We start from the raw sequence: 14990 nt of genomic DNA on the forward strand, positions 1-14990 counted from the left end.
ACGTTGTAATCCAATGATTTGTCATTTTTTTACATGAAGAAAAATTAAGACTGGTATAATTCCTTCTTGCCCAAGATGCTGGACCAGGACTGACCATAAGTCGACAGTCATCCTCCGGGCCATCTATAACACCTGCGAAACCGAGTGTGTTGCATTAACGATGGAACCAATTTGCTGCCTCACAGAAGTTTCAGGGACCACGAATTGATAGGAGTATACGGATGCAGCGTTTTTCCACGTTGTTACTTTCCCTTTTATTATCTGCGCTGACCCTGCAGGCTCTAGCTGATGAAAGCGCCTCCAGCGAAATGAGTCAGGAAGAAGCTAAGTACTACGCCTGGGCGACTGAGTTTTTGGCAAGCCTCAACAAGCAAACCGGTAAAGTGACGTTGCCGAATCAGGTGGCGTCATTGGATCTGGGCGAGGACTATTATTACTTGTCTCCTGAGGATGCGGAGCGGGTCCTCGTGGAAGCCTGGGGCAATCCTCCGGATGAAACTCATCTGGGCATGATCTTTCCGGCTCAGTACACGCCGTTGGATGCGGGTTCCTGGGGGGTGCTGATTGAGTACACAGAAGAAGGCTATGTTGATGACTCTGATGCCCAGGATATTGACTATGATGATCTGCTTGCTGATATGCAGGCTGATACCCGTGACGCGAGTGAGTACCGGATGGAGCAGGGCTACGAGTCCATCGAACTGGTTGGATGGGCGGCTCGTCCATACTATGACCAGACGCAGCATAAGCTGCACTGGGCCAAAGAAATCAAATTCGGTAGCAGCCCTGATCATACCCTCAATTATAATCTACGGGTATTAGGGCGTCAGGGTGTGTTGTCTCTGAACTTTATTGCCGATATGAGCCAGTTGCCGGAGATTGAATCCCAATTGGACGGCGTTATGCAGGTCGCGCATTTTAATCCGGGTTATCGCTATGAAGAATTTGACCCGAGTGTGGATAAAGTGGCTGCCTATGGACTCGGTGCCTTGGTTGCAGGAAAAGTCCTGGCAAAAACAGGTCTGTTGGCCATGGCGTTGTTGTTACTGAAGAAGTTCTGGTTTGTGATTATTGCTGCCTTCTATGGTGTGGCCAAACTCTTCAAGCGGAAACAGAGCTAAGTTTGTTCAGGCCAGTAAAGACATGAAGCCCCGCATGCGGGGCTTTTTTGTGGAAATCTGGTGAAAATTGCTTAGTGAAGCTTCAGTCGTGGGCGGATTATCCGATTGATCCTGGCTGAAAACATAATCAGAAAAGTCCGGATATAGCCATGCAGGGCAATCTGGTGCAGTCGGTACAAGGATATATACACCACTCTGGCCACCCGTCCCTCAATCATCATGGATTTGCCAGTGAGGTTCCCCATCAGGTTGCCTACCGTCGAGTAGCGACTGAGAGACACCAGAGAGCCATGATCTTTGTATACGTAACCTTTTAATGGCTGGTTATTCAGAAGGTTCATCAGGTTCTTGTAGACATGGCTTGCCATCTGATGGGCAGATTGGGCCCGTGGTGGAACACGAGAACCGTCTGGCTGAGGACAACTGGCGCAATCCCCAATTGCAAAAATACGATCATCAGACGTTGATTGCAGAGACGGTTTTACCTCCACCTGATTATTTCTGGTGGTTGTCAGACCTTCAATACCGCCAAGGAACTCAGGGGCTTTGACACCGGCTGCCCATACTCGGGTGTCAGCTTCAATCAGTTCACCATCAGCGGTTTCAAACCCTTTGTCTGTGACTTGAGTGACTTTGGTGTTGGTGCGAATCGAAATATTCAGTTTGCCAAGTTCTTCCACGACAGAGTTGGAAATACGTTCAGGCAGGGCGGGCAGTACTCTGGGGCCGGCTTCTATGATAGTGACTTCAAGGTTTTCCGAACCAAGATTCAGGCCGTAGGCTCTCAACAGAGCGGTGGTATTGTGCAGTTCTGCTGCAAGCTCAACGCCTGTGGCTCCTGCACCGACAATACCGATCTTCAGGACCACCGGTTTGCCTTCTCCTGCATCGTTGCTGAGCTTCAGGTACGTATCCAGCAATTGGCGATGGAAGCGGTCTGCCTGTTTGCGACTGTCTAAAAAAGCACAGAATTCTGCCGCTCCTGGCGTGCCGAAGTCGTTGGTTTTGCTGCCTACCGCCAGAACCAGATAATCATACTTTAATGTGCGTTCAGGCTGTACCTGACGGCCTGCACTGTCCATGGTGGGGGCCAGAGTGAGAGTTCGTTCGGTCTGGTCCAGATTGCTCATACTTCCCAGATGGAAGTTGAAATAATGGTAATAGGCATGTGCCCGGTAGCTGACTTCGTCTATCCCCGAATCAAGCGAACCTGTGGCGACCTCGTGTAACAAAGGTTTCCAAAGGTGGGTGGGATTGGTATCCACCAGATGAATTTCTGCTTTACCTTTCTTTCCAAGCTTGTTTCCCAAACGGGTAGCGAGTTCCAGTCCTCCTGCGCCGCCACCGACGACGACTATCTTAGGTATACTCATTAGCTTTAACGCCTCCAGATTTTAAGTTTTCTAACGCTTTGACACTGAGTTGCTGCAATTCCGGACCGTTATGGAGTGCCAAAATGTTAGTAAACTTTACAAAATGGAGCGTAGCAGAGGGATTATAAGGAATATTGAGAAGAATTTCGCATGAAGTTTCATAGAAGAAGGCGACCAGGAGGCCGCCTTCCTAAATGGGAGTTGTCAGGATTGTCGGTATCTTAGGTTTAGTACCGGGTCAGGTTGATTGGGAAGCCAGGTCTTCCTGATTCAGAAACATATCACGGAATCTTTCCAGCCAGCGGCCTACAGGGCCGGTCAGCCGAACGGGAGCTTCCATATAAGTCAGACAGATGCAGTCTTCATTTTCCAAAGCACGGGGTCGGTGATTGTGGGTTCCGTCCCGGATGATGAAATCTCCCACATCATATACACCCATTTCATCGGAAAAACCGCCCTGAAGCACGACCGTTATTTCGCGGCCATAATGACCGTGAACCGGTGCAATCCCTCCTGCCGCAATTTTCTGGAGAGCCAGCCGCCAGCGGCCTTGCTTGGGCACTTCCAGGACATATTCGTAGAGTTTAAACCACTGCTTACGCCAGGTAAGGTCTACCAGGCCATCCGGTAGCCAGGAATGCAGTGGATTGCCCACTCTTTCCACTTCGGGTTCAGGATGTACGAGATCGACCCGTTCCAATATTCGCTCAAAAATAGCATCGTCGAGGGATTCGTTGGGTAACGTATCCAGAAGAGCGCCACCGAGGGTGCTGAGTTTTTGGATTTGAGTACGACATTGAGAACAGTACTGTAAGTGAACCGAGATACATAACGCCAAGTGACACTTGATGTTCCCGGCGGCGTACTCAACCAGAGTGTCATCACTGGGGTGATGCTGAACCATACTTATACTTCCTGCAAAATCACTTTCAGTTTCTGGAGTGCCAGACGCACTCGACTCTTCACCGTGCCAAGAGGCAACTCTAATTCATTGGCGACTCTCTGATGGGATTTATCCTCCAGATAGACTTTAGCGATGACGTCCCGCTGATCCACGGGTAATTCATCCAGGGACTCTCTGAGCAGCTTGCTGTAAACCGCTTGCTGGAACGCTGAGGTTGGCTCGTCCTCTCCGGGCATAGACCAGAGGAAATCATTTTCCACATGGATCTCGCTGGATACCCGGTTGAGCTTGCGCAGCATATCGATCCTGGCATTACGAGTGATCGCGAACAGCCAAGTGGAAGCGCTGGCTTTGTTGCGATCGAACTGACGCGCGCGCCGCCATATATTGACCATCACTTCCTGTACCAGCTCTTCGGCATATTCCAGCATCCCCTGCTTAATGGCATAGGATTTAATTTTAGGCCCGAAATCCTGGAACAGACGGCGAAATGCCGCACGGTCCTGTCTTAGGGCCACCGCTTCAATGAGCGGTGCCAGATGGTCGACCTTAGCGGAGTCGTCGGCAGCCGGAGATGTCTTCGGTTTTGAGTCCATAGTTCGGCTCAGTGGTAGGACAACGACATTATTCGCTTTAACCATAGCCTATAGTTCCTGTCAGTAGCCAGTAATGAATGATCTTTTATACGCGAAGCGGGCCGGAGCGGATGATTGATCACAATTACAAATAGACAGTTTTTTTGATCGACTACCCGATTTTTCTCATGGACTATCAAGCAGATCCTGTATAGCCGGTGCAATCATTGGGCTCCAGGCAATTCCGACACAGCGGGTCACTATGGGCAGGCCTTTTACTGCAGACAGGGGGCAGGTTTTTATTTGATATTCATGGGGACTGTCCGGAGCCGGCGCGATACAGGCGCCGATACCCGTTTCCACTAATGCAAGTGCCCATTCTTCTGAATCAGTTTGTGCTGTAATCCGGGGGTTAAGTTGGTAACTGGCGATAAAATCCTCCCATAAATGTGAGCGTTCGCAAAAGGTCCGTTCAACAATGGGAAGGTGTTGTAGATCAGATATTTCGATTGTTTCTTTTGTCGCTAATGGATGATCCAGGGGTAGCAACAGGCAGTATTCATCTTCCCAGATCGGACGAAAGCGGTAGTTCTCTGGCAGTTCGTCCTGTCTGGTAATAATGATCTCAGCGTCGGGATTAGCGCGGCTGATTTCGAGTTGATATTCATGTCGCAATGGCTCCAGGCGCCTCAACAAAGTACGCATTCTTGGCAGACTCAGGGTGATATTGAGTTGCAGGGAGAGTGTGCGTAATGGTTGCCTCTGCCGAAAATATCGCACGATACCCTCACTTTCCGCGAGTAGCCTTTGTGCTTTCAGATAGAACTCTCGTCCCGCCGGTGTTGGTTGTACGCCTTTTTTGCCTCGGTGCAGTAACCGGGTATCCAGCTCCCCTTCTAATTTATTGATTGCCAGGGAGATGGAAGGTTGTGCGACGTGACATTGTTCAGCAGCTGCGGTAATACTGCTTTCCTCGACGGCTGCAACAAAATAGCGTAAAGATCTAAGATCCATAGTCATTCCTGAAAAGTCGATGGTCGTTCCTGAAAGTCCGGTGATGGAATAGACAGTAGATCATGGCTGACTGAATTCCGGAAAATGGGGTAAATCGGCAGCCACTCTTTCATCATGTGCAGGCACAATGACCAGTTCCGGATAGGTTTTATAGAGTTCATGAACCTGGGCGATGCGTTGGTCTGCCAGACTTTGATTATCTTCAACCTCGACAACAATTTTGAGCATGCCGGGACGAGGCTTGTTGTTGATCACCCCTTCCAGGGTCCAGGTGGTATCCCCAATAAAGAGATATTGTTCTGCCTCTGATAGTTTCAGGAAAAGTCCAACCTGTGCCGCGGTATGCCCGGATAAATCGACAAGGACCACACTTCCATCATGAAAGATATCCAGGCTTCTGGTGAAGTTCAAAAAAGGATTTTCAGGCAGCTCCATGGTATGCCAATTGAGAGTGTCTGAGTTGATTTGTGATTGCAGGAATGAAGGCATTTCACCGCTTCTGGCGGATTCCAGCTCCGATGGCTGAACCCAGATAGGGATGCCAGGAAAGTCCACCAGTCCACTGGCGTGGTCCCAATGCAGGTGGGACGGAATAATTGCGTCAATGTTTTGCACGGGATAATGATTTTCCTGCAACTGAGTTATGAGCGGTCGTGGATGCGTAAAAGCAAACAGCTGCTTCGCGAGCCAGGAGTTACCGGCAAATTGTTCATCGACCTGTGTGCCGAGTCCGGTATCGTAGAGCAGTGTTCCCTGAGGATGCTCTATTAATACGGCTCCGTGAGTCAGGTGGCGTCTTGTCCACCAACTGCCCCCTTTAACCACCATGGCCTCTTGCGCTCCCTTGGATTGGCTGGTTTCAATAAAACTGAATCTGACCGTTGAAGTGGCCGGGCCAGCTTCTGCCCAGAATGAGAACAGCAGGTAGAATGCCAGCCAATAGACCTTTAGGGGGTTACGCATCATGTACTCCTGATTGCCAAAGTATGATGCCATCAGGTTATGGAAGATCTATCTATAAATAAAATATAGAGTTTATGCCGTTAATCAATAAAATTATTATGGTTTGGATGATTTGAGGAAGCGAGTCGTTCAGGCTTCTCGGTTCAGGTCTGTCTGCTAGCGAAGGTGATTCAGCAGAGCCGAGACTCGTGCAGCATTTGCGCCCAGATCACTTTTACCTACACGAGAGGCTGAGCGAACGTCCACTCGGGTTCCATCTGCCTCTTCCGTCAGGCGGACCACAATATCGTCTTTGAATTTGAACATTGGAGATGTCACGATAGCTTCAATGAGATGATTTTCCTGGGCGGAAGATACGATTTTCCAATCGTTTTCCTGCATGAATCCTCTCACCCTCTGTGCCACTTCCGGTACAGGTAATGAACTCATCAAAGGCTCAATCTGTGGATATGCCTGCTCCTGTAAAGACCAAATGGAGGGATCATAGGCTGTTGTGTGGTCTGTAGCTTCTCTGAGAAGCATCGCGGTAGACAGGGGGGGAGGGTTGACGTTGTCAGTCGTCACATCGTGAAGAATGGGATACTGGCTGGCAGCAATGATCTTGGTCAGTAATATGGCGAAGGGAACGGCTCCTAGTGCCAGATTGATCCAATTGAGACTGGTACTTCCGTTTGAGCGACAGCGCCCATTTAAAAGACACCTGAGTGAAACCAGCGCTGAAACAATACTGACCAGAGCGCCCAGCAACAAAAGGACAAACCCGATACGGAAGTTAAGAAGTTCCTCTCGTATGAGAACAATTGAGAGCACGATAATGACGTAGCTCCCAATGGTTGTGTAGAGATGAATACTTCCTGTCGAATCAGGTCTGTCCATAGGTGTTAGTTCACCTAGGGCTGATTAGTGCTCATGCCCGCCGGGGCCGTGCACGTGGCCGTGATCAAGCTCTTCAGAGGTGGCGTCACGAGTTTCGATCACTTCCACTTCAAAGTGAAGAGTCTGGCCAGCCAGAGGGTGGTTGGCATCGATAGTTGCGGTTTCGCCTGACACGTCCTTAACCACAATAACGCGTGGGCCGGATTCTGTCTGGGCATGGAACTGCATGCCAGCTTCAACTTTCTCAACGCCCTGGAAAGCATCCAAAGGTACTTCCTGAACCAGCTCAGGAGAGTGTTCTCCGTATGCTTCGCCAGGCTCGACGGATACTTTGGTTTTTTCGCCCTGAGCCATTGGCTTCAATGCATTTTCCAGTCCGGGAATAATGTTCTGTGCGCCTTCCAGGTAATTCAGCGGATCGCCTCCAACTGAGCTATCCAGGACTTCGCCCTGATCGTTTGTCAAAGTGTAGTGAATGCTTACTACCCGGGCTTGGGAATCGGACATAAATGTCACCTTAATTATTGTGCACGTATAAAGTGGTGCGTGTAACTTGCCACCTCAGACCCAGTGGCTGAGGCAATGTTGATCAACAGATTAATCGGACCTGGGTCGAAACACGGTTGGAGTGACAACTGAAGGAGGAACGATTAGCCATAGTGCCCAGTCTAGAGAGGTTAAACACGTATCTCAAGGGATGGGGTAAAAAAGACAAATAAAAAAGGGGCAGCTGGGAAGCCTGCCCCGAATCACCTTAGGAACTATATGTCATACAGTGATAAGGCGAGGGTACGTTGCACAGTGATAACTACTGAGGGTCTATTCGGTTGCTGGTTAATTGTATCCCTGTAGCTGATCGATGAACTCCGGCAGGAAGAGTGAAATCTGCGGGATGTAAGTAATCATGATCAGGAACAGCAGCAACAGCAGCATCCATGGCAGAACGGCCTTGATGACCCAGCCGATCGATCGGTTGGTGATTCCTGCGGTCACAAAGAGATTGAGACCGACTGGCGGTGTCAGCATTCCGATTTCCATGTTGACCACCATGATTATGCCCAGATGAATCGGGTCAATACCAAGCTGGGTGGCAATCGGGAACAGAATCGGAGCCATAATCAATAGAATGGCAGAAGGCTCCATGAAATTACCGGCAGCCAGCAGTAACAGGTTGACGACAATCAGGAACCCCCATGCGGGCAGGCCCCACTGAATAATAGTTTCAGCAATCGCGTGTGGAATACGTTCGGTGGTCAGTACGTGGGCAAACAGCATAGCGTTAGCGATGATGAACAGAAGCATCAGGCTGACCTTGGCGGCATCCAGAACGACATGAGAAACCTCCTTGTTTACAAATGAGCGGGGGATAGCACCGGCCATTTGGAAGGTATTACGTATGCTGGCCGCTCCCAGGCTTTCACCTTGCTTACGCCAGGGAACCCCCTTCATCGGGCCAATGTCCCGATACCCGATGACGGCAATCAGGAAAGCATAAACTGCTGCCACTGCCGCCGCTTCCGTTGGGCTGGCAATACCGCCATAGATGGAGCCGAGAACAATGACGATCAGCATCAAACCACCCATGGCAATCATGGCGGATTTAGCCAGAGGTTTGATACCGGGAAACGGCTGAGCAGGCAGTTTCTTGATTCTGGCCACAATATAGATTGCCACCATTAAAAGTCCACCCATCATGATGCCCGGTATCAGCCCGGCCATGAACATTCTGGCGGCAGACACTTCGGTTGCAGCGGCATATACCAGCATTACAATCGATGGAGGAATCAGTATGCCCAGCGTCCCCGCATTGGCAATAACGCCTGCCGCGAAACTTTGTGGGTAACCCGCACGCACCATTCCGGCAATAACGATGGTACCGATGGCTGCCACCGTTGCTGGCGAGGAGCCTGAAACAGCTGCAAACAGCATACAGGCCAGAACGGATGCCATCGCCAGCCCACCCCGAATATGGCCGACGCTGTTAACGGCAAAATCAATCAGACGTCTTGCGACACCTCCTGTCGAGAGAAACGCTGAGGACAATATGAAGAAAGGGATTGCCAGAAGCGTGTAATGAGCGGAGGTCGCTTCAAATAATTTGAGAGCGATTGAAGCCAATGAATCGCTTGAGAAAAACATGATCGTGACAACACTGGATAGACCCAATGCTACCGCGATCGGCATGCCCAGAAGCATGCAGATAAGAAGGAGTAGAAAGAGTACGGCGGTAGTCATGAACGATCTCCTGAAGTTGTTGATTTAGCATCGGTAGAGGCGTCATCTTTCAGTTCTTCCGCCAAATGCATGCTCTCTTTTGCTTCATCGATAAACTCGAATCCTTGGGATTCGTTTTTGATGATTTTCCAGAGCAACTGCAGGAATCTGATCAGGAGTAACACAAAGCCGATCAACAGAATGCTTTGCGCTATCCACTTTTCAATTGGAATGTCGTTCAGTTCGATGCTGATCATGTGCATCTTGCTGAGGTAAACCCATGCGCCATAAGTGAATATGCAGCAGTAAATCAAACAGCCTGTGACTGCGATAATGCCGGCACCCCGGCGAGGGCCATCGGGTAATAATTTAACGAACGCGTCCACACCGATATGAGCATTGACTTTGACACCGTAGGAGGCGCCAAACAGTACCATCCAGGCACCGAGATAGAGAGTGGCTTCTTCTGCCCAAAGTAGTCCGGTGTTGAAACCGAAGCGTAGTAGCGTTTCAAAAAATACCAGAAGTGTCATAGCCACGAGCAATACGCACAGAACGCTTTCCTCGAGGCGATTGATGACTTGACCCAGCATAGTGAGACCCTTTTTTGTCATTATCGGAACCCAGGTATGTGTGGTTGTCGGAATGTATCCGGGTTGTTAAAAACAGTGGGGACTACGCTTACCCTGATAACAGGAAGTATAGGCCCCACAGGATGGTTGGTGGCTGCAAAGGAAAATTTCTTTACAGCCGAGCCGGCTATTGTTGGCTATTGCCAATCATTGACCGGTTGTTGGTTATCACTGGTTGGAGGCTTCGGCTGCTTCGATCAGATCTGCACCGATTTCTTTTTCAAACTGTTTCCATACAGGCTTCATGACCTTTACCCAAGCCTTGCGTTCTTCATCAGACAGCGCGGTCACTTTGGTGCGGCCAGAAGCAATGATGGCTTGCTTGTCGCTCTCGGCTTTCTCTGCGGCAATTTTGTTGCCGTGAGCAATGGCTTCATCAAGACTGGTTTTAACGACCTTGCGGGTATCTGCGTCCAGAGTCATCCAGAACTCTTTGGAAGTGACCACCAGGTAGTCGAGCAGACCGTGGTTGGATTCGGTGATGTAATCCTGTACTTCAAAGAATTTTTTGGAGTAGATGTTGGACCAAGTGTTTTCCTGGCCGTCGATTGCTTTGGTTTGCAGCAGGGTGAATACTTCTGAGAAAGGTTTCTTCACTGGTACAGCATCAACAGCTTCGAATTGAGCCGCCAGAACATCTGATGTTTGAATCCGGAATTTCTTGCCGGAAGTGTCCTCAGGAGTGGCAATCGGCGCGTTGGCAGACAATTGCTTCAGGCCGTTGTGAAGGTAGCCTAATCCGACCAATCCTTTTTTCTCCAGAGAGTCCAGCAGCTTCTGTCCGGAGTCACTGTTCTGGAAGCTTTCAACCGCCGCCATGTCTTTGAACAGGAATGGCAGGTCGAAAATCTGCAGTTTTTTCGTGTAGTTGTCGAATTTGGATAAAGACGGTGCTGCTAGCTGCACGTCACCCAAAAGCATGGCTTCCAGAACGTTATCGTCGCCGAACAGCTGAGAGTTGGGGAAAACTTTGACTTCAACTTTTCCTGGCAAACGGGATTCTACAAGTTCTTTGAACTTCATGGCCATTTGGCCTTTCGGGGTGTTCTCTGCCACCACGTGAGAGACTTTGATGGTCACCGGAGCTGCCATGGCGGACACGGAAAGACAGGTACCGATAGCGGCCATGATAAGACTTTTAAAACGCATAGGATTTTCCTCTCGTCGTTGTTGTTTTATTCAAGTCAAAAATTTTCTTGTGTGAATCACCTTAGGCCTGGCATCAATTTTTGAGACTGGCTATGAGCTCATGAGTCATATTTTCAACCGGGCTGTGTGCGACCTGATTAATTGTTAGCAACCCGTGGGCCAACTTTTAACGGAGGGAATAGTCCTTTAAAAACATCATGTTGCGTTTCACCGGGAAGACTGCATGAAAACATTTGTGCGGATTTCCACCCACGCACAACTTCCAGATGGGCGGAAATCCGCACCCTTGTGCTAACTGCTTCACGATTTGTTACGGTCGTTCGTTCACAGTGGTTTAAACTGGCAGGATGAAGTTTCCAGGAGTGACCTAAATTGAAACGGTGGACAAATAGTTTTGTAGTGATTCTGGTGTTGCTCGTGGGCTGTGGTGGAGCGCCTGAGCTGACTCGTATTCCATTGGGAGGCACAATTCTGGCGTTTGGGGATAGCCTGACCTATGGCACTGGCGTTTCTGCAGAGCATAGCTATCCCAGGTTGCTCGCCAATTTGACTGGTCGTGAGGTAGTAAGAAGTGGCGTGCCCGGAGAAACCACCAGTGAGGGGCTGCTCAGATTGCCGAAAGCACTGGTTGAACATCAGCCTGATCTGGTCATTCTTGAGCTGGGCGGCAACGATATTCTGAAGCGCGGAAACAAACAAACGGCCAAAGCCAATCTTAAGAAAATGATCGCGATGATTCGTGATCACGGGGCTCAGGTCTTATTGGTGGGAGTTCCTGAGTTTGGGCTGATACCCGGGACGGCTGAATTCTATCTTGAGCTGGAGGAAGAACTGGAAGTCGCCTCGGAGAATAAGGTCGTGGCGAAATTGATGCGGGATTCATCAATGAAATCTGATGCGATTCACTTTAATGCTGAGGGCTATCAAGCCATGGCTACGGCAATTTATGAAAAATTGACTGATCTTGGGGCTTTGTAGGAAACCAGGCCGGCAATGTGCCGGCTTGGTATGAATTGTTTGTCTCCGTTTAGTTTGACACGGCAGCAGGTTCTGTCTCCTGATATGGACTCGTTGCTTTTTCTCCTTTTCCTTCAAATAATCGATACAGAACAGGAACCACAAACAGTGTTAATAGAGTCGATACTGCCAATCCGCCGATAATAACCCAGCCCAATGGCGCCCACATGGAAGAGCCGGTTAAAGTCAGTGGTAGTAAGCCGCCGATGGTTGTAAGAGAAGTCAATATGATAGGAAGTAAACGGGTCCTGCCGGATTCCGTCATCGCCTCCAGCACATTCATTCCTTCATCGCGAAGTTGATTGGCATAGTCCACCAGAATTATGGAGTTGTTCACCACGATTCCCACTAACGATGTGAGGCCGATAAAGGCCGTGAATGAAAAGGTGTTACCGGTCAGGAACAGAGCCAGGATGGCACCCACCAGCGCAAACGGCAAAGCGGCGAATATGACCATAGGCTGCCGGAATGAGCGGAACTGCATCATCAGGACTGCGAAAATTCCTACCACGGCAATAATCAGCGCTTTGGCCATCCCTCCAAAGGATTCCTTGCGGTTTTCCTGCTCTCCACCCACGGTATAGGTCACGCCCTCGGGCCATGGGTAGTTGTCCAGTTGTTCAATGATCGCGTTGGTGACAAGTTCCGTCTGGTAACCGGGGAGTACATCAGCGGTCACCCGGGCCATACGCTCCATGTTGTAGTGCTGAAACTTAGGGATCGCTGTTTCAAGCTGAATATCTGCTAGTTGTTTCAGGGGGATCAGGTCACCTCTGACGTTAGGTACAACCATCGCATCAAACTGTTCCAGTTCAGGTTCCCAGCCAGATCTAGTGGAGACCATGATGGGGTAGTCTTCACCCTGCTCATCTCGAAGTGTACCCACGTTGAGTCCGATTAATCCACCACGTATGGTTCTGTCAATGGTATCCAGGCTAACCTGATACAAAGCGGCCTTATCACGTTGAATATCGACACGAAGGTCTACTTTGTGACGGCTGATTGGAGTGTCGACGTTCACGCTACCTTCGGTATTCTCAATGATGTCGACGACGTCCTGGGCAGATTTTCGGAGTGCATCAATATTGTCACCGACAATGCGCATGGTGATCGGTGCTCTGAGAGGAGGCCCCTGGTTAAACTCTTTGAATCTGACGGTGGCATCGGCAAATGCCTGGAAACGCTGGCGCTGTGTTGTCACCCAGGCCTCGATTTCCGGATAGGGATGTTGGCCCAGTTGAACCAGCAGTTGCGCATAGTTGGGCTGCTGTTTGCTATCCATGGTGTTGTAGTAAACCCGTGGATTACTTTTACCAACGTTGGTGGCAATGCTCTCTACCAGATCCTGTTGCAGAAGATCCTGTTCCAGTTGGTGTGCAATACTCTGGGTAAAGCCAAAAGTACTGCCTTCAGGTGTTTCAATATCTACCAGAATCATGGATTTTTCAGCCTTGGGAAACAGACTGACACCGACCTTGGGAAACAGGCTGACAGTACCGATAAAGACCATCAGTGCAATAATAAGAACGACAACCGGATGTCTCAGTGACCACCCCAAAGCGCGTCGGTATGGACCCGCTGAAAAACCTTCAGTCCAGACAAGGACTCTGCCGGGCTGTTTCGCAGAAGTGCCATGTTTCAGGAAGCGGCTCGCAAGCAAAGGTGTGATGCTTAGGGCTATCAGAAGTGAGGCGATTAAAGTCAAGGTCACCGTCACCGGCATGGAACGGATAAAGGTTCCGGAACCACTTTGCATCATCAGAATGGGTACAAAAGCCAGAACCGTGGTGAAGGTACCACTAACAACCGTCCATCCGACCTGTTGAGTGCCCTTGATGGCAGCATCCTCCCGTGACAGGCCCTGCCGGAGATAGCGTTCAACATTTTCTGTGACCACAATGGCATTATCGACCAATAACCCAAGGGCAATCACCAGGCCGACAATGGACATCTGTTGTAAACCGAAACCGGCCATATCCACCCAGCCCAATCCGATAGCAATGGAAAAAGGAATGGCCAGAACAATCACCATGGATGCTCGAAAACCCAATACGACCAAAACAACAAAGCCTACCAAAATCAATCCCTGCCATAGGTTGCTGAAGAACCCGTTGATTCGCTCTTCGACACTGGTACTCTGATCATGCACAACTTCCAGGCCAACGTTATCAGGTAAACGTTTCTGATAGTCTTCGAGGACGTTGTTCAGGCCTTTGGTAATATCGAAAATATTGCTGCCTTTACGTTGAACAACGGCTAAAAATACAGCTGGTGTTCCCTGAAATCGTGCTTTATAGGTGGGAGTGGATTCACCCAGGTGAACATCTGCCAGGTCCCCGACGTAGACTACGCGGTCGTCGGCAGCTCTGACAACGGTTCTGCGGAGTGTTTCTATATCTTTGTAGTCACCACTGCTGCGAACACTGAAACGGCGGTCCTGCGTATTGACGTACCCCCCCGGAAGATTTGAGGCGGCTTTTCCCACCGCGGCAGCCAGTTCATCCAGTGAGATTCCCTGTTGTTGTAGTCGAACCCAGTCCGCTTTTACTTGGATTTCTAGATCCTGTACTGCCTTAATATCGACACGTTTTACGCCGCCGACTCTTTCCAGACGAGTTTCCAGTTGCTCGGCGTAATATTTGAATTCTTCCGAGGTAGCGGTTGCTGATGTCAGGGCGACCTGCATGATCACCACATCAGTTGGTGACAGCTTCTGAGTGGTTAATGTGCTTAGGTCATCAGGCAGATCACCGCGCACACTCTGCAGAGCTCCGATAACGTCCTCGTATTTGTCCTCTGGGTCGCTACCATACAAAAACTCAATCCGAACCAGCGCCAGGCCGTCCTGAATTTCCGTCTGTATAGACTTCAGGTCTTCCAGTTCGTTAACGGCATCCTCTATCGGGTCAACAACCAAACGTTCCATATCCACAGGATTGGTCCCTGGATACAGAATGGTGGTCAGTGTGGTGGGGAAGTCGAATTGGGGGTCTTCAGATCGGGGCATGGTAATGAACGAAACCACACCCAGGCCGATGAGCAACAAGGCCGCGACCCAGGAAAAAGCATGATTACGAATTGCAAGTTCGGGCAAACGCATCCCGTGACTCTCCCGTGTAGGTTTCAGTTTTCAGACGTTAGGTCGTGGTTTT

The 14990-nt window shown here is 49.8% G+C and carries 13 protein-coding genes; 2 read left to right on the forward strand and 11 right to left on the reverse strand.

From position 1 onward, the window contains the following. The first annotated feature begins 221 nt into the window (after nucleotides 1–221). Nucleotides 222–1121 carry a DUF2167 domain-containing protein gene (locus F566_RS0129980; RefSeq protein WP_020410754.1) on the forward strand — a complete coding sequence of 300 codons (900 nt, stop codon included), beginning with the start codon at nucleotides 222–224 and terminating at the stop codon, nucleotides 1119–1121. Between the two features lie 71 nt (nucleotides 1122–1192). On the opposite strand, the gene F566_RS0129985 is transcribed toward F566_RS0129980, so the two are convergent. The 10 genes from F566_RS0129985 to F566_RS0130030 form a co-directional block, all read right to left on the reverse strand. Further along, nucleotides 1193–2494: an NAD(P)/FAD-dependent oxidoreductase gene (locus tag F566_RS0129985; RefSeq protein ID WP_020410755.1), complete on the reverse strand. Its 1302-nt coding sequence runs from the start codon at nucleotides 2492–2494 to the stop codon at nucleotides 1193–1195. Between the two features lie 238 nt (nucleotides 2495–2732). After that, a complete protein-coding gene (locus F566_RS0129990) occupies nucleotides 2733–3398 on the reverse strand; it encodes a ChrR family anti-sigma-E factor (protein ID WP_020410756.1) in 666 nt (221 codons plus the stop codon). 2 nt (nucleotides 3399–3400) lie between these two features. Next, complete coding sequence (locus tag F566_RS0129995) at nucleotides 3401–4039, reverse strand: sigma-70 family RNA polymerase sigma factor (RefSeq protein WP_020410757.1); 639 nt, start codon at nucleotides 4037–4039, stop codon at nucleotides 3401–3403. Between the two features lie 120 nt (nucleotides 4040–4159). After that, nucleotides 4160–4987: a LysR family transcriptional regulator gene (locus F566_RS0130000; RefSeq protein ID WP_020410758.1), complete on the reverse strand. Its 828-nt coding sequence runs from the start codon at nucleotides 4985–4987 to the stop codon at nucleotides 4160–4162. Nucleotides 4988–5047: 60 nt separating this feature from the next. Next, nucleotides 5048–5953 (reverse strand): MBL fold metallo-hydrolase, encoded by a 906-nt coding sequence (locus F566_RS0130005; RefSeq protein ID WP_157497220.1) that lies wholly within the window; start codon nucleotides 5951–5953, stop codon nucleotides 5048–5050. 153 nt (nucleotides 5954–6106) lie between these two features. Further along, a complete protein-coding gene (locus F566_RS34575) occupies nucleotides 6107–6826 on the reverse strand; it encodes a DUF1499 domain-containing protein (RefSeq protein WP_020410760.1) in 720 nt (239 codons plus the stop codon). A gap of 24 nt (nucleotides 6827–6850) precedes the next feature. After that, a complete protein-coding gene (locus F566_RS0130015; RefSeq protein ID WP_020410761.1) occupies nucleotides 6851–7333 on the reverse strand; it encodes an FKBP-type peptidyl-prolyl cis-trans isomerase in 483 nt (160 codons plus the stop codon). Nucleotides 7334–7660: 327 nt separating this feature from the next. Continuing rightward, nucleotides 7661–9061, reverse strand: a complete 1401-nt coding sequence (locus F566_RS0130020; protein ID WP_020410762.1) for a TRAP transporter large permease — start codon at nucleotides 9059–9061, stop codon at nucleotides 7661–7663. Beyond that, entirely contained in the window at nucleotides 9058–9633 is a 576-nt protein-coding gene (locus F566_RS0130025; RefSeq protein WP_020410763.1) for a TRAP transporter small permease, read from the reverse strand. The genes F566_RS0130020 and F566_RS0130025 overlap by 4 nt, the downstream gene beginning before the upstream one ends. Before the next feature lie 207 nt (nucleotides 9634–9840). Next, on the reverse strand, nucleotides 9841–10821 hold the full coding sequence (locus F566_RS0130030) for a TRAP transporter substrate-binding protein (protein WP_020410764.1): 981 nt from the start codon (nucleotides 10819–10821) through the stop codon (nucleotides 9841–9843). A 372-nt stretch (nucleotides 10822–11193) separates the two neighbouring features. On the opposite strand from F566_RS0130030, the gene F566_RS0130035 reads away from it, so the two are divergent. Continuing rightward, the gene (locus F566_RS0130035; RefSeq protein ID WP_020410765.1) at nucleotides 11194–11799 is read left to right on the forward strand and encodes a GDSL-type esterase/lipase family protein; all 606 of its coding nucleotides are present in this window, start codon (nucleotides 11194–11196) and stop codon (nucleotides 11797–11799) included. A gap of 49 nt (nucleotides 11800–11848) precedes the next feature. Here F566_RS0130035 and F566_RS0130040 read toward each other — a convergent pair whose 3' ends face one another. Further along, nucleotides 11849–14938, reverse strand: a complete 3090-nt coding sequence (locus F566_RS0130040; RefSeq protein ID WP_020410766.1) for an efflux RND transporter permease subunit — start codon at nucleotides 14936–14938, stop codon at nucleotides 11849–11851. Nucleotides 14939–14990: the final 52 nt, after the last annotated feature.

The sequence above is a fragment of the Hahella ganghwensis DSM 17046 genome (assembly GCF_000376785.1).
In the GTDB taxonomy this organism is placed as follows: Bacteria; Pseudomonadota; Gammaproteobacteria; order Pseudomonadales; family Oleiphilaceae; genus Hahella; species Hahella ganghwensis.

Bases quoted from the DNA above. Each gene is read 5' to 3' on its own strand.
- F566_RS0129980 (WP_020410754.1), top strand. From the start codon at position 222: ATGCAGCGTTTTTCCACGTTGTTACTTTCCCTTTTATTATCTGCGCTG.
- F566_RS0129985 (WP_020410755.1), bottom strand. From the start codon at position 2,494: ATGAGTATACCTAAGATAGTCGTCGTCGGTGGCGGCGCAGGAGGACTG.
- F566_RS0129990 (WP_020410756.1), bottom strand. From the start codon at position 3,398: ATGGTTCAGCATCACCCCAGTGATGACACTCTGGTTGAGTACGCCGCC.
- F566_RS0129995 (WP_020410757.1), bottom strand. From the start codon at position 4,039: ATGGTTAAAGCGAATAATGTCGTTGTCCTACCACTGAGCCGAACTATG.
- F566_RS0130000 (WP_020410758.1), bottom strand. From the start codon at position 4,987: ATGGATCTTAGATCTTTACGCTATTTTGTTGCAGCCGTCGAGGAAAGC.
- F566_RS0130005 (WP_157497220.1), bottom strand. From the start codon at position 5,953: ATGATGCGTAACCCCCTAAAGGTCTATTGGCTGGCATTCTACCTGCTG.
- F566_RS34575 (WP_020410760.1), bottom strand. From the start codon at position 6,826: ATGGACAGACCTGATTCGACAGGAAGTATTCATCTCTACACAACCATT.
- F566_RS0130015 (WP_020410761.1), bottom strand. From the start codon at position 7,333: ATGTCCGATTCCCAAGCCCGGGTAGTAAGCATTCACTACACTTTGACA.
- F566_RS0130020 (WP_020410762.1), bottom strand. From the start codon at position 9,061: ATGACTACCGCCGTACTCTTTCTACTCCTTCTTATCTGCATGCTTCTG.
- F566_RS0130025 (WP_020410763.1), bottom strand. From the start codon at position 9,633: ATGCTGGGTCAAGTCATCAATCGCCTCGAGGAAAGCGTTCTGTGCGTA.
- F566_RS0130030 (WP_020410764.1), bottom strand. From the start codon at position 10,821: ATGCGTTTTAAAAGTCTTATCATGGCCGCTATCGGTACCTGTCTTTCC.
- F566_RS0130040 (WP_020410766.1), bottom strand. From the start codon at position 14,938: ATGCGTTTGCCCGAACTTGCAATTCGTAATCATGCTTTTTCCTGGGTC.